The organism is Kribbella sp. ALI-6-A, from assembly GCF_001984195.1.
In the GTDB taxonomy this organism is placed as follows: Bacteria; Actinomycetota; Actinomycetes; order Propionibacteriales; family Kribbellaceae; genus Kribbella.
On the sequence record NZ_MTQN01000012.1, the window covers coordinates 1,009,958 to 1,031,492 of the forward strand.

The window sequence follows — 21,535 nt, forward strand, 5'->3', positions numbered from 1 at the left end:
CCGCTCACCTCGCTTCGCTCCGCCGCGGCGCGATCGAGCGCCGTCCTGCTCACATCTCCAGCCCGGACGCGTCCATCACCGGGCGCACCTCCACCGCGACGTACTCGGCGTCCGGCATGCGCGCGGCGTACTCGATCGCCTGGTCGATGTTTTCGCACTCCACCAGGTAGAAGCCGGCCAGGTGCTCCTTGGCCTCGGCGTACGGGCCGTCGGTGGTGCTGCGGGTGTTGTCGGCGTCCACCCAGATCGTCCGGCTGGTGATCGGGTCGGCCAGACCGGCCGCACTGACCAGCAGGCCCTGCTCGGTGAGTTCACGCGTCAGCTCCTGGTGGGAGCGGGACAGGTCCTCCCGCTGCTCGGCGGACAGCCCCGCCCAGCTCTCCGGGTTGGAGTAGATCAGCAGCATGTACTTCACGGTCACCATCCTGACGGTCAGCGAGGTCTCTGTGACCCCCTCTCACCCGGTACGTCGGAACGGGCGCCGCCGATTCGACAACGGCGGTCATGTCGAGGTGACCCCCTACGGCCCCGACGTCCCCGGTGAGAGCGACGCCCGGCCCGGGCGTCGCGCCGTACTGGAGGACCCATGCAGAACGCACCTGATCCGAGGCGCTGGGCAGCGCTGGCCCTGCTCTGCCTGACCGGTTTCATGATCATTCTCGACGCTTCGATCGTGCTGGTCGCCGTGCCGTCGATGGAACGCGACCTGACCTTCTCGACCGGCGGGGTGCAGTGGGTGCCGAGCGGCTACGCCCTGATGTTCGGCGGTCTGCTGCTGCTCGGCGGCCGGGTGTCCGACCTGCTGGGCCGGCGGCGAGTCCTGATCGCTGGACTGGCCGTCTTCGCCGGCTCGTCCCTGCTGTGTGGCTTCGCCTGGAGTGGTGATGCGCTGGTCCTGGCTCGTGGCCTGCAGGGCATCGCGGCCGCCGTACTGGCTCCCAGTGCGCTGTCCATCGTGATGACCACGTTCCCGGACGGCCCGGAGCGCAACAAGGCGCTGGGCATCTGGGGAGCGACCAGTGGTGTCGGTGGCACGGCCGGATCGCTGATCGGCGGTCCAGTGACGGATGGACTCGGCTGGCAGTGGATCTTCTTCATCAACGTGCCCGTCTGCCTGCTGGTGATCGCACTGGCGCCTGTGCTGCTGCAGGACAGCCGTGGTCCCGGCAAGCGCGGCTTCGACTTCACCGGCGCGCTCACCGTGACCGCTGGACTCATAGTGCTCGTGTACGCCGTGATCCAGGCGCCCGAGTCGTCCGCTGGTCGCACCACGCTGCTGGCTCTCGTCTCGGCGGCTCTGTTCGCCCTGTTCGTACTGGTGGAGCAGCGATCGTCCGCTCCACTGCTACCGCTGCGGCTGTTCCGATCGCGCGCACTGGTCGGCGGGAATCTGATCACGATCGCCTTCGGCCTCGGCGCCTTCGGCCTGAACTTCGTCTACACCCAGTACGCCCAGCTCGCACTCGGTCTCTCGGCGATCCGGTACGGGCTGATGTCGTCGGTTCTGGCGGCCGCAGCGGTTTGCGGCTCGATGGTCGGCCAGAACCTGGTGACCCGGATCGGCACCCGTCCGGTCGCCGTTGGATCGCTGCTGCTGACCGGTGTGGGCGCGACTGGGATGAGCCGGCTGACCATCGACTCCGGCTACTTCGAGCTGGCCTTCTGGGGGCTCGCGATCTTCGGCGCGGGTCTGGGCGCCGGTACGGTCGCCGGGGCCATCGCCGCACTCGGGGACGTGGCCGGGGACGACTCCGGTGTCGCGTCGGGGCTGCAGAACGCCTGCTTCCAGATCGGCGGGGCGGTCGGCATCGCCGTACTGTCTGCTGTCGCTACGGCTCACACCAGCGGCTCCTCGCCGGCTGCACTGACCGCTGGCTACCAGGTGGCTTTCGCAGCGTGCTGGGCGTTCGTGGCAGTAGGACTCGTCGGAGCCGCACTGCTGGTGACCCGCAAACGAGCGCTGGTCGCGGTTTAGGGCGCGGAGAGCAGGGTTTCCCGCAACTCGACGCGGTCGCCGACGACGGCGGAGACCTGCCCGGCGATCTCTTGGGCCCGCTCGTCGGACGTGTCGATCATGAAGAAGCCCGCGATCTGCTCCTTCGCCTCGCCGAACGGCCCGTCGGTGACCACCCGGACGCCGTCGCGGATCTGGACGACCTTGCCGGCGCTGGGGAAGTCGAGGCCTTCGGAGCTGACCAGTTCGCCGGACGCGGCCAGCTCGTGCTTGAGCTCGGTGAGGGCGCGGATCGTCGCGACGTCCTCGCCGGAGCCGGTCCAGGTGGTGTCGGTGTCGCCGAAGATGAGTACCAGGTACTTCATCCTCCGGATGCTAACGAACAGACCGGACCCCGCAAGCCAGTTCGCTTGCGGGGTCCGGTCGCTCAACCGTTCACGGGCCCTGAAGGGCCCGTCGATCAGAACCAGTGTTTGCGTCCCCCGACAGCACGACCGGTCGATCCGAGGAGGAAGAGCACCGCTCCGACCACGAGCAGGATGACCCCGAGCGTCCACAGGATCGAGATCTTCAGCACCAGACCCAGCACGAGCAGGATCAGTCCGAGGATGAGCATGAATTCTCCTTTGTCCGTACGCCGCCCAGGCGGGAAGCGGCCCTCCAGACCAGTGCCCCGGGGTGTGAACCGATCAAACGTCCAACAATCGTTTGAATCAATTCCAGCGGAATCGGGGAGTCCGTTTCCCGGTGAACGCGCGGACACCTTCGGTCAGTTCGCCGCTCGCGATCGTCTCCTGGTACCGCTTGTCCGCGGCCGGTTCGGCGTCCTCACCGGCCAGCAGCGAGGTCACCGTCTCCTTGGCCGAGCGGATCGTCAGCTGTGACCGGGCGACCAGCTTGGCCGCGAACGCGTCCACTTCCACGTCCAGGTCGTCGGCGGCCACGACCCGGTCGACCAGTCCCTTCAGCTCCGCCTGACCGGCCGACAGCAGCTCTCCGCTGAACAGCAGGTACTTCGTGGTCGCCGGCCCGACCAGGTCGAGCAGGACCTTGATCGCGGCCGGTGGATAGACCACTCCGATCCGCGCCGGCGTGACGCCGAGCGTGCTGCCGTGGGCCGCGAACCGGAAGTCGCAGTTGACCGCGATCTCCAGACCGCCGCCGATGCAGTGGCCGCGGATCACTGCGAGCGTCGGCTTCGGAAACTGCCTCAGCGCCGCCTGCGCCCGCAGGTTCGCGGTCCGGATCTCGGCCATCGGGTCGTTCGGATCGGTCCCGGCGACCAGCTCGGTGATGTCCGCTCCCGCCGAGAACGTCGGTCCGGCGCCGGAGACCACCAGCACCTTGACCGCGGGGTCGGCGGCGAGCGGCTCGAGCAGTCCGGGCAGCGCCTCCCACATCTGGCGGGTCAGGGCGTTGCGCTTGTCCACCCGGTCGATCACCAACCGGGACACCTCACCGGTCACGATGCTGAAGCCCTGGTTCATGACTCGCAGTCAAACAGAGCACACGCGCTGCCGCCGCCTGCCAGGTCACATCCGCTGACCGCGCTTTCGAGCGGTACGACGTACGTAATGCGTTAAAACTCGTGCCGAGTTGTGCGACAGGCCGGTTTGTGTGCTTGACTCCTCCGGTCGATAACGTTTTGGTCTCGGCAGATTGGGAATATCAGTGGCTGAAGGACGGCATAGACAGGCACGACATCGTCAACCTCACCGCAAGGTGATCCGCCCCGGCATCGTGAAGGTCGCGGTCCCCGGTGCGGCGGTGGCACTGTTGGCCACCGGGTCGGCAGGTGCTTTCCCCGACCAGGCCCCGACGGTCGAGACCCCGCTCGCCAGCTCTCCCCTGCAGCTGGCGCGTGAGTCCCAGACCAGCCGGGACGCCTACCGCCCCTCGCTCAATCTGAAGCCGAGCACCCCGCCCACGGCCAAGCCGAAGGCGCCGCCGGCCGCCAAGCACCTGAAGAAGCAGGCGCCGATCCCGACCAAGTCGGTGAAGACCCGCGCCGCCGAGACCGTGCAGGCGCTGCCGCCGAAGATCATCGGCAGCAAGTACACCACCACCGATCTGAACGTCTGGACCGCTCCGGAGTCCAAGGGCGCGCTGCTGACCGTGCTGTCCAAGGGCACCAAGGTCTCGGTCACCGGCAAGGTCAAGGGCATCTGGGCCGAGATCGTCCGCAACGGCGCGTCCCGCTGGGTCAAGGCCGAGTTCCTGGCCGCCACCAAGCCGGTCGAGAAGGCCGTCGAGGCCGGCACGGACCCCGAGAGCGCCGACAACGGCGTCTCGTCCGCGGCCTGCAAGTCCGGCTCCGGCGTCGAGGACGGCCTGACCGCCGACGCGATCCGGGTGCACCGCGCGGTCTGCGCGCTGTTCCCCTCGGTCTCGTCATACGGCGGTGTGCGCTCCGGCGACGACGGCGAGCACGGCACCGGCCGCGCGCTGGACATCATGGTCACCGGCTCCACCGGCGACGAGATCGCGGCGTACGTGCGCTCGCACGCCAAGGAGCTCGGCGTCAGCGAGGTCATCTGGGAGCAGCGGATCTGGACCGTGCAGCGCAGCAGCGACGGCTGGCGCGCCATGGAGGACCGGGGTGGCGCGACCGCCAACCACTTCGACCACGTGCACGTCACCGTCTACGGCAACCAGGGCACGGCTTAGTCACCACTCGGGGCCATCGACCGCCCTGCCGCAAGGGCCCGGACATCACGTCCGGGCCCTTTCGCCGTTCTCAGGGTCTGACGTTGTGGTTCAGGCGGAACAGGTTGTCCGGGTCGTAGCGGCGCTTGACCGCGCGCAGCCGGGTGAGATCGGCGCTCGAGTACGCCGTCGCGGCGCGGGCCGGGTCGGCGAGGAAGTTGACGAACGTGCGGCCCGTCGGGCGCAGGACCTCGGCGAGCTCGGGCACCTCCTGGTCGATGATCACCGAGTACGGCGCCTCGCGGTGCGCGACCGGTCCCGCGCCGGGGCCCGGGTTGGCCATCGCGCCGGCCCAGTGCCGGATCTCGACCGTCGGGCCGTCGAGCGTCGCAAGCGCGTCGAGCAGGTCGTCAGGCAACTCGTCGACCAGGTCGAGGTAGCGGGCCGGCGTACCGCCCATCGCGGTCTCGGCGAAGGTGGTCGTGCGCAGCTCACCGGCGACGACCGGGCCGGCCACGGCGTAGAGGGGCTTGAGCAGGTGCTCGGCGAGCTCGGCGTCTCCGCAGTACAGGACCTTGAGGCCGAGCACGCGGCGGCCGTCGAGGGTCGTCAGGGTGACGGCGGTGCTCAGCTCGTTGGGGATCGTCGCGGTCCAGTCGCGGTAGGCCTTCAGGATCTCGGCGGCGGCCTCGAAGTAGACGATGCCGGCGTAGACCTCGTGCACCGGGTAGAGGCGGAACTCGAGCGAGGTGACGATGCCGAAGTTGCCGGTGCCGCCGCGGATCGCCCAGAACAGGTCGGAGTGCTCGTCAGCCGTGGCGGTGACGACTCGGCCGTCGGCGGTGACCACCTCGGCGCGGATCACGCTGTCGGCGGCGTACCCGTACTTGCGGGCCAGCCAGCCGATGCCGCCGCCGAGCGTGTAGCCGGTGACGCCGACGTCGCGCGACGAGCCGGCCAGACCGGCCAGCCCGAACTCCGCCGCGGCGTCGAGCACAGCGCCCCAGCGCACGCCCGGCCCGACCTTCGCAATCCGGCGTTCCGGGTCGATCAGCAGCGAGGTCATCGCGGACGTCCGCAGCAGGATTCCGCCGTCGGCCGGCACCCGCGTCCCGTGCCCGGTCGCCTGGACCGCGATCGGCAGCCCGTACTCGCGGGCCGTGCGCACCGCCGCCTGCACGTCGGTCCGCCCGAACGCCTCGGCCACCACCAGCGGCCGCGAGTCGAACGTCGGCACGATCGCCCGCCGCAGCTCGTCGTACGCCGCCTCGCCCGGCCGGTGGATCGCGCCGTTGAACCCGTTGCCGAGCAGCCCCGCGACGACGTCCGTGCCCGCTGCCTGCTCCACCTGCACGCTCATGCCCCACTCCGTTCTCCTGGTCTCACCGGTACGTCGAGCGAGGGAGAACGAAATCGACAGGGCAGGCGAGCTAGTTTTCCAGGGCGCGCAGCCGGGCGGCGTCGGCGAGGATGTTGATCTCGACGATGCGGCCGTCGCGGACCTCGACCGCCATCACGCCGAAGAGTTCGCCGTTCAGCACAGTGATCACGCCGGGTGCGCCGTTGACTGTCGCCACCTGCGTGTACGGCGACATCCGCGCGAACAGCAGGGCCTGCTCGACGACCTCCCGGGCACCGCGGACCAGCCGGGACGCCGCCAGCGCGTCGGCGGGAACGGCACCCGCGTCGGCACGCAGTACGACGTCCGGGTGCAGCAGGGCGAGCAGGCCCTCGAAGTCGCCGCTGCGGGAGGCCGCGAGGAACGCCTCGATCACCTCACGCTGCCGCCCGGCATCGCCGTCACCTGTCCGCGCACCCTGGACGCGGCGGCGTGCCCGGCTCGCCAGCTGACGGGTCGCCGCCGAGCTCTTGTCGATGATCGACGCGATCTCGTCGAAGCTCACCCCGAACAGGTCGTGCAGCACGAACGCGAGCCGCTCCGCGGGCGACAGCGTCTCCAGGACGACCAGCAGCGCCAGCCCGACCGCGTCGGACTGCAGCGCCTCCTCCTCCGGGTCCAGCCGGCTCACCATCGGGTCCGGCACCCAGGTGTCGATCGGGTCCTCCCGCCGGGACTTGCGTGAGCGCAGCATGTCCAGGCAGACCCGGGAGACCACCGTGGTGAGCCAGCCGGTCAGGTTGCTCACCTCGCTGACGTCCGACCGGCTCAGCCGCAGCCAAGCCTCCTGGACCGCGTCGTCCGCCTCACTGAGCGAGCCGAGCATCCGGTACGCGACCGACCGCAGATGTCCACGGTCCTGCTCGAACCGGCGCGCCAGCTCGTCCTGGTGATCCACCGCCACAGTCTCCGTCCACGAGGTTCCACCAGTCCGACGTACGGGCCGTGACACGCGTGACAGCCGCACCGATGATGGGGTGATGCAGTTCGACGGCACTGAGCTCGACACCACCGTGTGGTCGCCGTACTACCTGCCGCACTGGAGCTCCCGCGCCGCCTCGGCGGCCCAGTACGAGCTGGACGGCTCTCACCTGCGCCTGTTCATCCCACCGGACCAGGGCCTCTGGTGCGCCGACGATCACCAACCACCACTGCGCGTCTCCGGCATCCAGTCGGGCAACTACTCGGGCCCGGTCGGCAGCACGGTCGGCCAGCAGCCGTACCGCGACGGACTGGTGGTCCGCGAGCAGCAGGACCCCTTCTGGGGCTGGACGCCCCACTTCGGCCGCATCGAGCTCCGCGCCCGGGCAGACCTGTCCCCACGCTCGATGGTGTCGCTGTGGATGGTCGGCCTCGAGGACCGGCCCGAGCGCTGCGCGGAGATCTGCGTGATGGAGGTCTTCGGTAACGCGCTGCAACCGGGTTCGGCCGCGGTCGGCATGGGTCTGCACAGCTTCCGCGACCCGTCGGTGCCCGAGGACTTCGAGGCGGTCCGGCTCCCGATCGACGTCGCCGAGTTCCACACCTACGCCGTCGAGTGGACCGCCGAGCAGGCCGAGTTCTTCGTCGACGACCAGCCCGTACGCCGCTGCCCCGCGCCGCCCGCCTATCCGCTGCAGCTGATGCTCGCCGTCTTCGATTTTCCCGACTGGTCGACCGGCTCCGACGACCACCTCGTGCCCAGCTTCACCGTGGACTACGTACGGGGCTGACGCTTGGTTGCTCGGCTGCCAGGTGAGCGAGCAGCTCCAGCTTCTCGTGGGACGGCGTACCGGGCGCAGCGTGGTAGGTGATCAGCATCTGGCCGCCTGTGCCGGGCAGAGCCAGCTTCTCGTACTGCAGGTCGAGCGCACCGACCTGTGGGTGGTTCAGCTGTGTCAGCCCGCTCGTCTTGAGCCGTACGTCCTGACGTGCCCAGAGCATTCGGAACCGCTCGCTGTGCACGCTCAGTTCTCCGATCAGCTCCAGCAGCCGCGGATCGTCGAGCGAGTCGGCGATCACCGAGCGCAGGTAGGCGACAGCCTTGGCGGTCATGCCCTCCCAGTCGCGGTAGAGCTCCCGCATCTCCGGCTCCAGGAACGCCGCTCGCAACGAGTTCACGCCCGGCGCGAAGTAGGGGCTGAGGGCAACAGCCAGCGGATTGGCGGCCAGTGTCGTCAGATAGCGACCCTGCACCAGCGCCGGAGTCGTCGGCCAGCTGTCGATCAGGCTCAGGACTCCCGCACCGACCTTCTCCGGCTTTGGGGCCCGGCGCCTCGCCGGCCTGGCCGGTTCGGCCAGCTTCTTCAAGTAGGACTCGGCATCCGCGTCCAGCTGGAGCGCCCGAGCCAGCGAGCTCACCACCTGGTCCGACGGATGCTGGTCACGGCCCTGCTCGAGGCGCAGGTAGTACTCGACGCTGATCCCTGCAAGCAGCGCGACTTCCTCACGGCGCAGACCGGGCACCCGTCGACGGCTGCCGCCGGGGAGTCCGACGTCCTGCGGCCGCAGACGCTCACGGCGCACCTTCAGGTACTCGCCGAGATTGCTCATGGCACCAGAGTAGGTCGCCGTACTCCGCTCATCCTGTCCCTGCTGATACCAGTGTGAGCAGGGCCTTCTCCGCCGTCCTTCGGCGAGCCAGCCTCGACGCATGACCACCTTTGGATTCAGCACGACCGCCGACGAAGTCCTGGCCGGCGTAGACCTCACCGATCGGCGCGCACTGGTCACCGGAGCGACCTCCGGTGTCGGAGTGGAGACCGCTCGGGCCCTGGCCGCTCACGGGGCCGCAGTGGTGCTCGGCGTACGGAACGTCGAGGCTGGTGAGCGGATTGCGGCCCAGCTGAAGGAGTCGACCGGCAACGGCTCCGTCACCGTCGGCCGGCTCGACCTGTCGGACCTTGGATCGGTTCGCTCGTTCACTGCCGAGTGGGACGGGCCTCTGGACCTGCTGATCAACAACGCGGGCATCATGGCGACACCGGAGCTCACCCGTACGCCGGAGGGCCACGAGCTGCAGTTCGCTGTGAACTACCTCGGCCACTTCGCCCTCACCACCGGGCTGTACCCGGCGCTGGCCCACTCCGGCCGATCCCGCATCGTCTCGCTCAGCTCGAACGCGCACCTGTTCGCACCGTTCAGCTTCGACGACTACGACTATCTGTTCCGCCAGTACGACCCGGTCACCGCGTACGGCGAGTCCAAGACCGCCACTGCGCTGCTCGCCGTCGAGGCGGACCGACGCTGGGCGACCGACGGGATCAGGGCGAACGCCGTGCATCCCGGTGCGATCGCCACCAACCTGCAGCAGCACACCGGTGGGCTCAGGACACCTGCAGAGCGCCGCAAGACCGTCGAGCAAGGCGCTGCGACCTCTGTGTTCGCCGCGGCCTCTCCGTTGGTCGAGCGGATCGGCGGACGGTACTTCGAGGACTGCGCCGAAGCGGAGCTCCGGACCGAGCGCCCGCCGCTGTTCGGAGGCGGCGTGGCACCCTTCGCGCTCGACCCGGCGAACGCCAGCCGGCTCTGGGACCTGGGCGAGCGGCTGCTTGCTACAGTCTGAGCATGTCCGCGCGCCTGAGCAGCTGGTGGCCCGTCTCCTAGACGGCCCCCTTCTGCTGCGCGCTCACCGGCCGTCTCGTCGAGGCGGCCGTTGCTGTATCTCCTCGTCGGGGCGACCCCGCACCCACCGAGGAACCCCATGGCGCTCACCGCTCGACGTACCTGGTCCGGCCTGATCACCGACCTGCTCACCGGTCACGACCTGACGCCGGACGACACTGCCTGGGCCATGGACCGCGTGGTGGCCGGCGAGGCGTCGTCAGCTCAGGTGGCGGGCTTCCTGGTCGCCCTGCGCGCCAAGGGCGAGACACCGGCCGAGATCGCTGGGCTGGCGGCGGTGCTGCGAGCCGCCGCGACTCCTGTGCGGGTCCCGGGACCGCTGATCGACATCGTCGGCACCGGCGGCGACAGGCTGGGTGCGGTGAACATCTCCACAATGGCGTCGATCGTCGTCGCCGCCACCGGGGCGGCTGTGGTGAAGCACGGCGGAAGGGCAGCGTCGTCGAGCACTGGCGGTTCGGCCGATCTGGTGAAGGCACTGGGTGTGCCGCTCGACCTGCCCGCAGCGGAGTCCGTCCGGCTGGCCGGGATCGCCTTCCTGCACGCACCGCAGTACAACCCGGCGCTGCGTCACGTCGGCGCCGTACGCCGTGAGCTGGCGGTCCCGACCGCCTTCAACGTGCTCGGGCCGCTGATCAACCCCGCAGACCCGAAGCACGGGCTGATCGGGGTGGCGGACGAGCGGATGCTGCCGGTGGTCGCTTCGGTGCTTGCCGAGCGCGGCTGCTCGGTCCTGGTCGTGCGCGGCTCGGACGGCCTCGACAAGCTGACCACTACCGGGCCGTCGCGAGTGCTGACGGTCCGGGACGGCGCGGTGAGCTCGGCCGTCTTCGATCCGCGCTCGGTCGGTATCCCGCTGAGCGCCCCGGCGGACCTGTGCGACCCGGACCCGGTGGCCGTCGTACGGCGGCTGCTGGCGGGTGAGCCTGGCGCCGTACGGGACGTCGTACTGCTCAATGCGGCGGCTGCGCTGAGCACACTGCCCGACGGGCGATCGCTGGAGACCTGTCTGGAGCAGTGCGCCGCTGCGATCGACAGCGGAGCAGCTGCGGCGACGCTCGACCGCTGGGTCGGCATAGCCTGACCGGATGGATCAGGAGGCGTTCGGGCAGCTCGTCGGGCGGCTGCGTGGCGAGCTGCACGCGCATTGCTACCGCATGCTCGGTTCGGACCACGACGCCGAGGACGCGGTGCAGGAGACGCTGCTGCGCGCGTGGAACGCCATCGACCGGTTCGAGGACCGCGGCGGGTTGCGGCCCTGGCTCTACAAGATCGCCACCAACCGGTGCCTGACGCTGATCGAGCGCCGAGGGCGTCGGGACGTGCCGGCCGGGGACGCCGTACAGGAGGCGTTGCCGGAGCACCGGCTGGCCTGGACTGCTTCGCTGGACCCGGAGGCGCGGGTCGTGGCACTGGAGAGCGTAGAGCTGGCCTTCGTCGCGTCGCTGCAGCAGCTGTCGCCGTTGCAGCGGGCAGTGCTGCTGCTGCGCGACGTACTGGCGTTCGCGGCGCGGGAGGTGGCCGAGCAGCTCGACACGACGGTTGCTGCGGTCAACAGTGCGCTGCAGCGGGCGCGGCAGGTGGTCGGCGCCGGCGCTACCCAGCAGCAGGTCCTGGCGTCGCTCGGTGAGGACGGGCAGCGCGAGGTGGCCCGCCGGTACGTGGCCGCGTGGGAGGCGCGTGACGTCGACGCGATCGTCGCGATGCTGACCGAGGACGCGAAGTACTCGATGCCACCACTGCCGGAGTGGTACGCCGGGCACGCCGGGATTCGCGGGTTCCTGCTGGACGGGCCGCTGCGGTCGGAGTGGCGGTTCATACCCGCGCGGGCGAACGGGCAGCTCGCGTTCGGCACGTACCGGCTGGTCGACGGGCGGTTCGAGCCGTGCGGGCTGGACGTCGTCACGCTGCGCGGCTCGGCGATCACGGAGGTCGTGTCGTTCCTGGAGGCCGACTTCCCGTCGTACGGGCTGCCGGCTTCGCTGCCGCGATGAGTTTCGGGTCCGGGCGGGGTTCCAGTGCTGACAACCCCGTACGAGAGGACCCGAGATGGACGAGATTCGCGAACTGATCGAGCGCTGGGTCGCCGCGGTACACGCCGGCGACCTGGCCACGGTGCTGGCCGACCACTCCGAGGACATCGTGATGTTCGACGTGCCACCGCCGTACGACGGGGTGCGGGGGCTGGCGGCGTACGAGGAGACGTGGCCGGGCTTCTTCGAGTGGCAGGCCACGGGCGCGTCGTTCGAGCTGGTGTCGCTGGAGATCACCGCCGGTTCGGATGTCGCCTTTGCTTTCGCGCTGCTCAAGTGCGGGATGCCGGACGAGACTGCCGACCGCCGGCTGCGATTGACCATCGGCCTGCGCAAGCTCGACGGCCGCTGGACCGTCACGCACGAGCACCACTCGTTCCCGCACGACGAGATCCCGTCGCCGGTCGGCGAGTCCGCCGTCCGTGAGGTGCTCGACGACTGGACCACGAAGACGGCCGCCGGCGACCTCGACGGCCTGATGGGATCCATCGCCCCCGACGTCGTCTCCTACGAACACGCCGGCCCACTCCAGTACGCGGGCCGCGACGCCGTGCGTGAGGTCTGTGCCGAGGGCCTGAAAACCCCGGCGACCTTCACCACTCCGGACCACACGATCATCGCCCGAAACGATCTCGCCGTTGCCTGGGGCATCGATCACGTCACTGCGGAGACTGATGACGGCCGCGTCGAGTCGGAGTCGAGAGCCACCCGGGTCTTCCGGCACGGGCCCGAGGGCTGGCAGTTGATCCACCAGCACCTGTCGTTCCCGCGGTGACGTCGATCGTTTCGCGCCCTCGGCAACGATCCTTGGCCGGTACGGGCGGAGTACGGGCAGCGCGGTGACAAGGGCCGCTCGTAACGTCGCGCAGTGAAAAGCCGCCCCACGGCCAACCACGCACAACCAACGGAGCTCGAATGGTGAAGAATCTCCTGCGATCGTTTCTCGTGATCCCGGCGCTCATGCTGGGGTTGTCGGCCGGCGTGGCCGGGAACGCACAACCCGCCGCGGCAGCGTCGGTCTATCTGGCGACGAACAACGGCGTGACGTACAGCTTCACGCAGAGCGTCCACAGTCCCGCGTTCAGCAACTCCAGAAGCGGCTACCTGAAGATCCACCTCCAGCGGTCGTGCGCGACCTCGACGGGGAGGTTCATCGTCCGGCTGCAGGAGCGCATCGGGACCAATTGGGTCGTACAAACCGTCACCGAGCCGATCAGCTGCAGCACCACCCGCAGCTACTTCACCCGCGAGTTCTCCTATCTGCCGTCGGGGACATATCGGATCGAGTTCTACTCACTGAGCGGGACCAGCCAGAAGCGCATCCACTACTGGGGCGTCTACCGGTCGGACAACCCCTGACCCTGACCGCAATGAGCTCGAACTGACCAGTGAGCCGGCCGCCGAGGCGGCGGCCGGCTTCGGTCGCTTCCCCCGGTGTCTTCGCAGGTCACAGGCCGTTTCGAGATGCCTTCGGCGGAGGGCGTGGGATTCGAACCCACGATGACGGTCACCCGCCATACCGGTTTTCAAGACCACGGCGCCCTACAACTTCAACACGCGTCTGACCTGCGGAAACCTCCCGCCGATAACCGGATCGAGGGCCCGCCATTGCACGTATTTTGCACGTTGAGCCGAAAACGACGGACCGCAGGACAGAGCACAGCCGCCACTGCAACGGCCCCGTGGCCCGCAGATCGGCAGTCCGCATCCACATATCAAGGTGGCAACTGGCGACCGTAGTCAGCGGCATTCGTACCGCGACGGAGCCGCCGGAGTACACGCCGGCTGAGGGGGAGACGGGGCACTGCAAGATCCGCGCGCATCGTCCGAACAAGCTTCGCGGTTCGATCGTCAACGGCATCCAGTGCGGACGCCATTTCTAGTCTTGCCTCCTCCGTCCGCCCCTCAGAGACCCACGCCAGGACCAGGTTCGTTGCTTCAGCCTGGAGTCGCATGATGGCGAGGACGTCGTCCGTGACGTCCTTACTCCCGTACAACTGCAACTCGCTAAACAGCTTGTCTATCTTCTCCTCGTAGCCCCTGGCCCAATCCAGAGGGCCCTTTCAGATCGGGCGGCGTCTCGCACCCAGTTGCTGTGCTGATTGAAGAGGCGGAGGAACTCGGCGTAGATCGATTCGAGTCGGGCGTGTTGCCGCGCCTCGCGCTGAGTCCTTCTGCCGCCGAAGTAGGTTCCCGCGATGCCGGCAATTCCCAAAGCTGCGGTGGGGATCTGCTTCACCAACTCTTCGGCCAGGCTCATGCGCCGCTCCGTTCCGATCAGGGCTCCAGCACCCGACGGGGCTGTGACGTCGGCTGGGAGCGTGGGGTTCCAAGCTGGCAGCAGGTGCGCACCCAATTCTCGCTCAGGTGGTCGAGTGGTTGAGGATGCCGCTCGTCAGGCTTTCAAACCAGCGCCGGCCCCAACCGGAACTACGGGTTGGGGGCCGGCGTGCGCCCGGTCGGTCAGTTGCCGTACTTGGCGTCAATCGCCTCCATCGCTTGGCCTTCCATGCCGTCGAGCACCTTGGCGTAGATGCGGTTCAGCACCGCACCGGTCTCGCAGGATCGATCTGCCGCACGTCGCGAGCCGGCCGGGGCCCGTGCGCGTTGAACTGCACGTCAAGGTCTGCCTTCACCTGCGAAGCGGCATGCTCGGTCAGACCGTTACCGCGCCAGCCGTTGACGGCGCCATCCCAGACCCCGAAGGTGCCGTCACCGTTTGCCGATGGCCGCACGAAGAAGCGTCCAAGCATGGTTCTACGGTAGCTCAGATCTTCGAACAGATGTTCGATGCTGGTTGGGGGACGTTACTGTCCCCGCTGTCCCCCTGTCCCCCTCAGCGCGCTGACCTGCGAATTTGCAGCCGGTTCAGGGGGACAGGGGCCCGCGTGTGCTGTCCCCCGTACCCTCGGCATCCGGTACAGCAAGCGTGGTGCTCACCGCCTCGATGCCCGGGGGCGAGTTCCCAGCAAGTTCCAGCCTCCGGGTTGCGAGCGTCGCTGGAACATAGGGGGACCTCGCCGGCGCCCGAAGGTTGACAGCGTGGCCCGAACGCTGCCTGTGAAAGCTTGTTCAACAGTGTCCGCCAGCGCCGCGGACGCTGGCATCCATAGGGATGATCCCCGGCGTGGACCCGGCAGACGTGCGCCTTAGCCGTCATCCTCGGGCGGATCCTTCAATATCTCTACCGTGGAACTCCCCAGCAGCGCACGGGCCAGTTTCTCTTCTGCTTGCTGCCAGCTGGTGTTCCTGTCAGTACTACATGCGCACTGTCCACCTTGAGGGGGCGCTCACTGTCGATCACTGGGTCACTCTTAATCCCATATCCAGCCTCTCGCGCTGCCAAAGCGGTGAAGCAGAACAACCCATGCTGCTCGTGCGCCTCAAGGACGTCCAAAGGCACCAAGCCGATCTCCGTCAACTTTGCGCCGGAATAGACGGAGACTTCAGTGTCCCCGGAGGAGGGGAGCAGGGCGGCCGATGACGGAAACCGGCGATTCCGGTTCGCATCGAACGGTGCCTGACTTGGAGGAATCCGCCGATACAGGACGTCACTATCCGCCACGGTCCCGTCGTCGTCAGGCATACGGATTCAGTCGCAGAACTTGCCGATTAGGAGGCTGAGTTCCTTCGCGAGCCGGGCCCGGGGATAGAAGTCTTCCTCCCACTCCCGGCTGCCCTCTTGACACCAGGCCGAGACACGTCCGTCAGCCTCGACATAGACCTCTAGATCAACGCCGGCACAATGCCACTCCAGCTGCAACCCACCATCCGCCGTCGGGACGACATGCGGCGCAATCGAATCAGGCGACATGGTTTCCGAGAGGACGGTGAGCGCCATCTGAAAGGCTTCAGCGCTGACCGGCTCCCCCTGGGCACCATCCCAGCCCTTCTCCAACGCAAGAACGGTCCTAAGCCGCTCAATGACCTGCGTAACCCAATGCGGAATCTGGGTGTCCGACCATACATCGACCTTCGGCCGTATGGCCACCGCGAACAGGTCCCGCGCAAACCTCAGCCTGCCACGGATTAAATCCCAGCCCACAGGCTGCCATTCTGCCGCAATCGTCACTGAGCCCTCCCCCAGTTCTTCTGCGCCTCTGCAGTCGTATTTACCGCGAATGATCGAACGATCTGATCGTGACCTTCGTCTAGGAATCCCATAATCATCTCCAGCATGGATGCACCCGAGGTTCGCCCGCCCGGCTCTCCGCGGTAAGTAAACGTTAGGCGCACCGTGTCGGGATTCGCAGCGAGTGGCTCTCCAGCAATGTGCAGGCGAGCATACTCGACCCCCTCCCCGCTCTTCATAGTGAAGTGCTGAGAAGTGCTCACCATGGAAATCTCCGGCAAAACGCTGACGGCATTTCCTCTATTACGCCCACTCAGGGGCAGCAAGTTTGCCAACGTATCCGGCCGCTCCGTGCCGTCGGTTGGCATGTCGTTGACATAGTTGATCTCGGCCTGAGTGATTGGTAGCTCGTCATGACCAATCTGCGCGCAGAAAGCCTGGAGATTCGCAAGAAAATCTCTTCGGAAGCTTTCGTACCTGGGATACGGAGTTTCATCCTGGACGCGCCTCCAGGCGCAATGGAAACGGTCACCTTGGACCTGGATCAAACTCGATCTATCCTCTGCCAAGAAAACCACCATTGGTATCGGTGGAAAGTCCATGAACTGGAATTCTATTCCGGGCCGGGCTGCGCGACCGAACCGCTCAACCTGGAGCGGAACAGGCGGGTGCTCTTCGACGACGGGATGGGTCTTGACGAACCGTCGCCGCAGCTCGCCAAGGTCGATCGCCCTCACCTTGATGCCCTCAAAGGACACGCCCATGCTGACTTCGGTCACTGGCGGGCGCTCAAACAGCGGCAAGTCTGAAGCCCGCGTATATGACGGTGCTTGTTCGGTCATGCAGCCCACCTGCCCCTCAAGTCAATGCTACGCGTATGTGCTGGTCACCGTACGGTAGCGTGTCAAGGTTCGGTCACCTACAGCATCGAGCTCAGGACCCGGCCCGACCTAGCGTAAGTCGAAGAACGCCTACCGGTTGCAGCGCGATCTCGGCTCACATCGATGAGTGAGACCACCAGACCCACTGTCCCCTAGCGCGGCTGATCGCGGCGGACATCGTCGCCCACCCCCGCCTGTTCCAGCCATATGACCCGACTTGCAAGAGGCTGGAACAGCCGGGGCATTGCACGCATTCTGCACGAGTAGCCGAAACCAGCCGGTTCTCGCGGACGCGATCGGTCACAGCCGGACAGCTGATCTCGCGAGTCGGAGACGCGTGTTCTCGCAGGTCAGAGGCGGTTCTCGGGGGCCTTGGGCGGAGGGCGTGGGATTCGAACCCACGATGACGGTCACCCGCCATACCGGTTTTCAAGACCAGCGCACTCGGCCACTATGCGAGCCCTCCAGGCGAGGTCCGCAGTACGGGCCCGCCGAGGGTCGAGGATAGCGCGTGGGGGTCCAGGGCCCGTCAGGTGCGCTCGGTGAGGCTCTGGATCGGCGCGGCGGTAAAAGGCGTGGAGCTCGGCGGGGGCGGGTTGTTAGGCTCGGCGGCCGAGATCGGAGTGCCTTCTCATGCCTACAGCCACGTCCCTCGGACTGCCCAATGTTCGCGGCCGGGTTCCACTGCTGGTCGGACTGGCCATCGACTCCTTCGGCGGGGGCTGCGCCGGCCCGTTGCTGCTGCTGTTCTTCGTTCGGGTCGCCGACATCCCACTCGGTACGGCGGGGGTGCTGCTGACCGTGGCGACGCTGTTCTCCGTGGCGGCGCCGGCAGCAGTCGGACTGGTGATCGACCGGGTCGGACCGCGCAACCTGGTGACGGCAGCTCAGTTCGCGCAGGGGCTGGCGTTCGTCGGGTTCTTCTTCGGGCGGTCGGAGTGGCTGCTGTTCCTGTGCGCTCTGCTGACCACTACCGGGCAGCGGGTGTTCTGGTCGTCGGTGTTCAGCCTGCTGGCGGATGTGTCCGACCCGGGCGACCGCGACCGCTGGTTCGGGCTGGGCGGGATGATGCAGGCCGGCGGGTTCGGCCTTGGCGCACTGGCGGCCGGTGCGCTGCTGACACTCGACGGGGACCTGCCGTTCCTGCTGGCCATCGCCCTGAATGCCGTGACGTTCTTCGTGGCCGGCGTGCTGATGCTGTGGATCCACCCGGACCACACTGCTCGGCCCACTGAGGACACCGGTCCGGCGCCGCTGCTGCGGCGCGACAAGCCGTTCCTGGTGCTGATCGGAGCCAACACGATCCTGGCGCTCTGCACGATGGTGATGGGCGTCGGGCTGCCGGTCTACGTGAGCGAAGCCCTGCCCGCGCCGAAGTGGCTGGTCGGCGTACTGCTGGCGGCGGTGTCCGTTGTACTGGCGACCGGGCAGACGCTGGTGGTTCGCCATACGGAGAAGCGGCGGAAGATCAACGTGATGGTGCTGGCCGGGCTGCTGTGGACAGTCTGGGGGTTGCTGATGGCCGGTCTGCTGCACATCCCCGCCGGACTGGTCGTACCGGGCCTCGTGCTGGCGACTGCGGTCTTCGCCGCCGGTGACGTGCTGCACGCGGCGACGGGGAACGCGCTGGCGGCGTCGGTGGCGCCAGAGCGGGGGCAGGGCAAGTACCTGTCGTACTGGCAGTACTCCTTCACCTTCGCGAGCGTGCTGGTACCGGTGTTCTTCGCCCAGCTCTTCGTGGTCGGGCACGAGCTGCCGTGGCTGGCGATCTCCGCGCTGGCGCTGGCCGCCGCGGCGACGCTCGTCGCGCTGGATCGGGTACTTCCGGACGCCACGGCCCAGCGCCGCTGACCTCGATTCGAGCGGGTGGCTGACGCGGCTGACCGAGCTGGTGGAACGCCTATCCGGCTGTGAGACTCGGGAGTTGGCGCGTCGGTCGCCAGCTCAGAGACCTCATTGAGGAGCTGCGAGCACCTCGCCGATGGCGTGCCGCGCATCGTTCGCCAGCGCCGGGTTGGTGTCCTTGTGATACGCCAACACGATCAGGGCCTGGGACAGCACGCGCCCGCGTCCGCGGAGCCACGTCGCGTCGTCCACGTCCAGCACCGCACGGAACTCGTCGCGGACGTTCGCGGGCAGTAGGTACCACACGGGGAACAGGTCGCACGCCGGATCGCCGACACCGCACGTCTCGAAGTCGAGCACCGCGGTCAGCCGACCCTCCACCGACACGAGCAAGTTGCTAGGCGTCAGGTCCGAGTGCACCCACACCTCGCGCCCGTCGTACGGCGCCGCGAGCGACTCCTCCCACGACGCCAGCGCTGCGCGAGTGTCGATCAGGCCATCCAGTTCGCCGATCGCCTTCCGCGTCGAGGAGTCCATCGAGGCCATCGGAGCGCGAGTCCGGCGCTCGCCCGGATACGCCGGCGGCCGGTCTGGCAGGTCGATCCGCCGGAACGCGTCGACGAACGCCGCGAGGTCCGTCGCCAGCCCGTGTGGGTCGGCGAGCGCGTCGGGGGACGGGTGCGTACCGCTGAGCCAGTGGTGGACGGACCACTCGCCCGGGAACGCGTCGGTGGGTGAGCCGATCGCCTCGACAGAAGGGATGGCCACAGGCAGAAACGGCGCGAGTGCCGCGAGTTTCGCTTGCTCCCGTTGCACTATGTCTGTGTTCGAGGGGCGGAGCAGCAGCCGTACGGACAGGTCGGGACCGAGGCGGTAGATCGCGTTCACCAATCCACCGGAGTCGACCCGCTCCAGCGGCAAGGCGGCCCACTGCGGGAACTGAGCGGCCACCAACTCGCGGACGAGCCGCGTGTCGATGTCGGTCTGATCGGCGTAGACCTTGCGGGGACTCACGAGCCCCATCGGAGCGGTCGGCCCGTCCGCTGTCAACCCGGTTTGGGGAGTCGGTCAACAGGAGGCAAGCCGGGCGGGCGGCTACGGAAGTGTCACCGCCGAACTGTCACCGATGTCCTGCGACACGACTGTTTGAGGTGTCAGCTTTTGTTGCGTGTCTTCGAACAGGTGTTCTAATGTTTTCCGGGTAGCGCGCGGTACCTCTTTCCAACTCAGACCTTCGTCCGAGCGGCCGAACCTCCCACCTCCGACGTGGACGGCCGTACGGCGATGGCCGCCCGGGGAAGTGAGGTCCCCGGGCGTTGGAGGGACTTTCGTCAGCGGCTGTCGGGTAGAAGGGAAGTGGTGATCCACGAGAGAGGACAAGCCATGTTGCTGGAACATCGCGGCCGGCGACCGGTCGTGCCGGAGTCGGCGTACGTCGCGCCGTCGGCGGTGCTGTGTGGTGCGGTGGTGCTCGGCGAGGGCTGCCGGGTGCTGCACGGCGCGGTACTGACCGCCGAGAACGGCGAAGTCCGGCTCGGGACGAACTGCGTGGTGATGGAGAACGCCCTGGTCCGCGGCCGGGCCGACCATCCCGCGCTGATCGGCGACGCGGTACTGGTCGGACCCCACGCGCACGTGAACGGCGCCACGGTCGAGGACGAGGTCTTCCTCGCCACGGGCGCCGCGCTGTTCCCAGGTTCCGTCGCGGGCACCGGCTCGGAACTGCGGATCAACAGCGTCCTGCACGTCAACTCCCACCTGGCCGCCGGAACGGTCCTGCCGATCGGCTGGATCGCCGCCGGCAACCCCGCCGAGCTCTTCCCGCCCGACCGGCACGAGGAACTCTGGGCTGCCCAGGAACCGCTGGACTTCCCCGGCACGGTGTACGGCGTACCGCGTGGCACGCCGATGCGAGAAATCATGGCGCGCCAGTCGGCGTACTACGGATCCCACCAGGAGGACCGCTTGATCGACGATTCCCCGAGCAACTAGACCCATCGCGGGCGATGCTTGGTCGCCCGGCAGTTGATCCAGCCGAGCCGGTGCGCTGCGCTGGAACGGCGACGTGGTCGGGCTTCGCCGATCCGCTCCGTCGCCGGAACGCCGCGGATCGTGCCTGGTCCGAAGCGTCGCTGACCGGTCCCGGCGCGCTCGGCGGGTCGATCGGCAAGGGACCGTCGCCGACCAGCCCAACTACACCGAGGCTCGCGGCGATCCTGTCCGCAGGAACACCCCAGCGCCGTTTTCCGTTGCGCGCACCCAGTTGTCCAACGGTCGCGTCGCACTGACTGCTGCAGCGCGGGGCCGCTGTCGCGGTGCCGCCGACCGGTGGGTCGGTTCCGCTCACCGCGGCCGAGGCCGCCGTCTTCGCCCCGAACACCGCGACCCGCCGCGATGCGCTAATGCGCCGATCTGCTACGCGCGCTGCCTTCCCGGTTCGGTCATGAGCGTGCACGAGAGCCCTGCTCTGTAAGGGATCTGCACTCGGCACCGCACCGACGTCATACGGTTGACTCCTGCCGTGATCAGCGGCGGCACAAGGCGCCGAGTCGCCGCGTGCATCGAGTTGCTGCTGTGCTCCGGATCGGTGGTTCGCATAACGCCATCGCGGGTTGAGTGCCGCGGTTACGTCGGGCGGGCCTGGGCGAGCAGCTGACCTCCTCGGTCGCGTCCCGGTACCGCGCGGCCTTCGCCGTGCTGCCGTCGCCGGCCCCCGAGACGGCACGGTCGCCGACGCCGATGTAGGTCGGGGACGAGCCTCAGCACAGGCGGGCGTCTTGGCGTCGCGTCGCGCCGTAGGTCGCTTGCATCCCTTCCGTCGTTTCCGGGGGCGAGGTGGGCGGCGCTTGCATCCCTTCTGTCGTTCCCGGGGGCGACGTGGGCGGCGTGTCTGGGCTGGCTGCACTGCTGATGCTCCCGAGATCGTGCCCGCGTCGACCAAGCCCTCTCCTCGCAGGTCGCGGGCGGGGAAGAGGCCCTCGCTGTGCAGGTCCACTCTTGGCGCCGAGTCGGCGTACGACCGATCGGAGCAGGCGCTGGCGTTGCGGAGAGGACTTGGCCGGGGCACGCGGGGCTGGGCCAGGGCCGGCTGTCGACCGTCCG

Annotated in this window: 22 protein-coding genes and 1 tRNA gene; 10 read left to right on the plus strand and 13 right to left on the minus strand. The window is 68.1% G+C overall.

The annotated features are described in order from the left end of the window. Positions 1–49 precede the first annotated feature (49 nt). Positions 50–406 carry a YciI family protein gene (locus BWI15_RS31295; protein ID WP_237771642.1) on the minus strand — a complete coding sequence of 119 codons (357 nt, stop codon included), beginning with the start codon at positions 404–406 and terminating at the stop codon, positions 50–52. 180 nt (positions 407–586) lie between these two features. Here BWI15_RS31295 and BWI15_RS31300 point away from each other — a divergent pair, with 180 nt between their 5' ends. Beyond that, positions 587–1,975, plus strand: coding sequence for an MFS transporter (locus BWI15_RS31300; protein ID WP_077018119.1), 1,389 nt, complete (start codon positions 587–589; stop codon positions 1,973–1,975). Here the strand turns inward: BWI15_RS31300 and BWI15_RS31305 are convergent. The 3 genes from BWI15_RS31305 to BWI15_RS31310 form a co-directional block, all read right to left on the minus strand. Next, positions 1,972–2,319, minus strand: a complete 348-nt coding sequence (locus BWI15_RS31305; RefSeq protein WP_077018120.1) for a YciI family protein — start codon at positions 2,317–2,319, stop codon at positions 1,972–1,974. The two genes, BWI15_RS31300 and BWI15_RS31305, sit on opposite strands and share 4 nt — an antisense overlap. A gap of 95 nt (positions 2,320–2,414) precedes the next feature. Then, entirely contained in the window at positions 2,415–2,570 is a 156-nt protein-coding gene (locus BWI15_RS39600) for a DUF6131 family protein (protein ID WP_168197405.1), read from the minus strand. A gap of 97 nt (positions 2,571–2,667) precedes the next feature. Next, on the minus strand, positions 2,668–3,441 hold the full coding sequence (locus BWI15_RS31310; RefSeq protein ID WP_077018121.1) for an enoyl-CoA hydratase/isomerase family protein: 774 nt from the start codon (positions 3,439–3,441) through the stop codon (positions 2,668–2,670). 235 nt (positions 3,442–3,676) lie between these two features. Between BWI15_RS31310 and BWI15_RS31315 the strand changes: the two genes are divergently transcribed. Continuing rightward, positions 3,677–4,621 carry an SH3 domain-containing protein gene (locus tag BWI15_RS31315; RefSeq protein ID WP_077018122.1) on the plus strand — a complete coding sequence of 315 codons (945 nt, stop codon included), beginning with the start codon at positions 3,677–3,679 and terminating at the stop codon, positions 4,619–4,621. A 70-nt stretch (positions 4,622–4,691) separates the two neighbouring features. Here BWI15_RS31315 and BWI15_RS31320 read toward each other — a convergent pair whose 3' ends face one another. Together BWI15_RS31320 and sigJ are read right to left on the minus strand one after the other, a co-directional pair. Further along, positions 4,692–5,960 (minus strand): FAD-binding oxidoreductase, encoded by a 1,269-nt coding sequence (locus BWI15_RS31320; protein ID WP_077018123.1) that lies wholly within the window; start codon positions 5,958–5,960, stop codon positions 4,692–4,694. 70 nt (positions 5,961–6,030) lie between these two features. Next, positions 6,031–6,897, minus strand: coding sequence for an RNA polymerase sigma factor SigJ (sigJ, locus tag BWI15_RS31325; RefSeq protein WP_077019428.1), 867 nt, complete (start codon positions 6,895–6,897; stop codon positions 6,031–6,033). A gap of 82 nt (positions 6,898–6,979) precedes the next feature. Here sigJ and BWI15_RS31330 point away from each other — a divergent pair, with 82 nt between their 5' ends. Beyond that, a complete protein-coding gene (locus tag BWI15_RS31330) occupies positions 6,980–7,711 on the plus strand; it encodes a glycoside hydrolase family 16 protein (protein ID WP_077018124.1) in 732 nt (243 codons plus the stop codon). Here BWI15_RS31330 and BWI15_RS31335 read toward each other — a convergent pair. Next, positions 7,686–8,531 carry a helix-turn-helix transcriptional regulator gene (locus tag BWI15_RS31335; protein ID WP_077018125.1) on the minus strand — a complete coding sequence of 282 codons (846 nt, stop codon included), beginning with the start codon at positions 8,529–8,531 and terminating at the stop codon, positions 7,686–7,688. The genes BWI15_RS31330 and BWI15_RS31335 overlap by 26 nt on opposite strands. Positions 8,532–8,631: 100 nt before the next feature. On the opposite strand from BWI15_RS31335, the gene BWI15_RS31340 reads away from it, so the two are divergent. The 5 genes from BWI15_RS31340 (at position 8,632) to BWI15_RS31360 (ending at position 12,994) form a co-directional block, all read left to right on the plus strand. Beyond that, the gene (locus tag BWI15_RS31340; RefSeq protein WP_077018126.1) at positions 8,632–9,543 is read left to right on the plus strand and encodes an SDR family NAD(P)-dependent oxidoreductase; all 912 of its coding nucleotides are present in this window, start codon (positions 8,632–8,634) and stop codon (positions 9,541–9,543) included. Between the two features lie 138 nt (positions 9,544–9,681). Beyond that, the gene (gene trpD, locus BWI15_RS31345; RefSeq protein ID WP_077018127.1) at positions 9,682–10,686 is read left to right on the plus strand and encodes an anthranilate phosphoribosyltransferase; all 1,005 of its coding nucleotides are present in this window, start codon (positions 9,682–9,684) and stop codon (positions 10,684–10,686) included. A 4-nt stretch (positions 10,687–10,690) separates the two neighbouring features. Further along, positions 10,691–11,596, plus strand: coding sequence for an RNA polymerase subunit sigma-70 (locus tag BWI15_RS31350; protein WP_077018128.1), 906 nt, complete (start codon positions 10,691–10,693; stop codon positions 11,594–11,596). Between the two features lie 55 nt (positions 11,597–11,651). After that, positions 11,652–12,410 carry a nuclear transport factor 2 family protein gene (locus BWI15_RS31355; RefSeq protein ID WP_077018129.1) on the plus strand — a complete coding sequence of 253 codons (759 nt, stop codon included), beginning with the start codon at positions 11,652–11,654 and terminating at the stop codon, positions 12,408–12,410. Positions 12,411–12,550: 140 nt separating this feature from the next. Continuing rightward, positions 12,551–12,994, plus strand: coding sequence for a hypothetical protein (locus BWI15_RS31360; RefSeq protein ID WP_077018130.1), 444 nt, complete (start codon positions 12,551–12,553; stop codon positions 12,992–12,994). 661 nt (positions 12,995–13,655) lie between these two features. Here BWI15_RS31360 and BWI15_RS39080 read toward each other — a convergent pair. The 5 genes from BWI15_RS39080 to BWI15_RS31380 all read right to left on the minus strand — a co-directional run bounded on the left by BWI15_RS39080 (position 13,656) and on the right by BWI15_RS31380 (position 17,054). After that, positions 13,656–13,895, minus strand: coding sequence for a hypothetical protein (locus tag BWI15_RS39080; RefSeq protein WP_143466031.1), 240 nt, complete (start codon positions 13,893–13,895; stop codon positions 13,656–13,658). 280 nt (positions 13,896–14,175) lie between these two features. After that, positions 14,176–14,388 carry a hypothetical protein gene (locus BWI15_RS31365; protein WP_077018131.1) on the minus strand — a complete coding sequence of 71 codons (213 nt, stop codon included), beginning with the start codon at positions 14,386–14,388 and terminating at the stop codon, positions 14,176–14,178. Positions 14,389–15,227: 839 nt separating this feature from the next. Continuing rightward, positions 15,228–15,707 (minus strand): hypothetical protein, encoded by a 480-nt coding sequence (locus tag BWI15_RS31370; RefSeq protein WP_077018132.1) that lies wholly within the window; start codon positions 15,705–15,707, stop codon positions 15,228–15,230. Continuing rightward, positions 15,704–16,549: a TIGR04255 family protein gene (locus BWI15_RS31375; RefSeq protein ID WP_083751123.1), complete on the minus strand. Its 846-nt coding sequence runs from the start codon at positions 16,547–16,549 to the stop codon at positions 15,704–15,706. The genes BWI15_RS31370 and BWI15_RS31375 overlap by 4 nt, the downstream gene beginning before the upstream one ends. 416 nt (positions 16,550–16,965) lie before the next feature. Next, positions 16,966–17,054, minus strand: a tRNA-Ser gene (locus BWI15_RS31380). 167 nt (positions 17,055–17,221) lie between these two features. On the opposite strand from BWI15_RS31380, the gene BWI15_RS31385 reads away from it, so the two are divergent. After that, positions 17,222–18,439 (plus strand): MFS transporter, encoded by a 1,218-nt coding sequence (locus BWI15_RS31385; RefSeq protein ID WP_077018134.1) that lies wholly within the window; start codon positions 17,222–17,224, stop codon positions 18,437–18,439. Positions 18,440–18,541: 102 nt separating this feature from the next. On the opposite strand, the gene BWI15_RS31390 is transcribed toward BWI15_RS31385, so the two are convergent. Further along, positions 18,542–19,447, minus strand: a complete 906-nt coding sequence (locus tag BWI15_RS31390; RefSeq protein WP_202817776.1) for an aminoglycoside phosphotransferase family protein — start codon at positions 19,445–19,447, stop codon at positions 18,542–18,544. A 369-nt stretch (positions 19,448–19,816) separates the two neighbouring features. On the opposite strand from BWI15_RS31390, the gene BWI15_RS31395 reads away from it, so the two are divergent. Beyond that, complete coding sequence (locus BWI15_RS31395) at positions 19,817–20,425, plus strand: gamma carbonic anhydrase family protein (RefSeq protein WP_077018136.1); 609 nt, start codon at positions 19,817–19,819, stop codon at positions 20,423–20,425. Positions 20,426–21,535: the final 1,110 nt, after the last annotated feature.

Coding starts and splice junctions, on each gene's coding strand:
- BWI15_RS31395 (WP_077018136.1), top strand. CDS start 19,817: ATGTTGCTGGAACATCGCGGCCGGCGACCGGTCGTGCCGGAGTCGGCG.
- BWI15_RS31350 (WP_077018128.1), top strand. CDS start 10,691: ATGGATCAGGAGGCGTTCGGGCAGCTCGTCGGGCGGCTGCGTGGCGAG.
- BWI15_RS31355 (WP_077018129.1), top strand. CDS start 11,652: ATGGACGAGATTCGCGAACTGATCGAGCGCTGGGTCGCCGCGGTACAC.
- BWI15_RS31360 (WP_077018130.1), top strand. CDS start 12,551: ATGGTGAAGAATCTCCTGCGATCGTTTCTCGTGATCCCGGCGCTCATG.
- BWI15_RS39080 (WP_143466031.1), bottom strand. CDS start 13,895: ATGAGCCTGGCCGAAGAGTTGGTGAAGCAGATCCCCACCGCAGCTTTG.
- BWI15_RS31365 (WP_077018131.1), bottom strand. CDS start 14,388: ATGCTTGGACGCTTCTTCGTGCGGCCATCGGCAAACGGTGACGGCACC.
- trpD (WP_077018127.1), top strand. CDS start 9,682: ATGGCGCTCACCGCTCGACGTACCTGGTCCGGCCTGATCACCGACCTG.
- BWI15_RS31300 (WP_077018119.1), top strand. CDS start 587: ATGCAGAACGCACCTGATCCGAGGCGCTGGGCAGCGCTGGCCCTGCTC.
- BWI15_RS31340 (WP_077018126.1), top strand. CDS start 8,632: ATGACCACCTTTGGATTCAGCACGACCGCCGACGAAGTCCTGGCCGGC.
- BWI15_RS31310 (WP_077018121.1), bottom strand. CDS start 3,441: ATGAACCAGGGCTTCAGCATCGTGACCGGTGAGGTGTCCCGGTTGGTG.
- BWI15_RS31375 (WP_083751123.1), bottom strand. CDS start 16,549: ATGACCGAACAAGCACCGTCATATACGCGGGCTTCAGACTTGCCGCTG.
- BWI15_RS31330 (WP_077018124.1), top strand. CDS start 6,980: ATGCAGTTCGACGGCACTGAGCTCGACACCACCGTGTGGTCGCCGTAC.
- BWI15_RS39600 (WP_168197405.1), bottom strand. CDS start 2,570: ATGCTCATCCTCGGACTGATCCTGCTCGTGCTGGGTCTGGTGCTGAAG.
- BWI15_RS31295 (WP_237771642.1), bottom strand. CDS start 406: ATGCTGCTGATCTACTCCAACCCGGAGAGCTGGGCGGGGCTGTCCGCC.
- BWI15_RS31305 (WP_077018120.1), bottom strand. CDS start 2,319: ATGAAGTACCTGGTACTCATCTTCGGCGACACCGACACCACCTGGACC.
- BWI15_RS31320 (WP_077018123.1), bottom strand. CDS start 5,960: ATGAGCGTGCAGGTGGAGCAGGCAGCGGGCACGGACGTCGTCGCGGGG.
- BWI15_RS31385 (WP_077018134.1), top strand. CDS start 17,222: ATGCCTACAGCCACGTCCCTCGGACTGCCCAATGTTCGCGGCCGGGTT.
- BWI15_RS31335 (WP_077018125.1), bottom strand. CDS start 8,531: ATGAGCAATCTCGGCGAGTACCTGAAGGTGCGCCGTGAGCGTCTGCGG.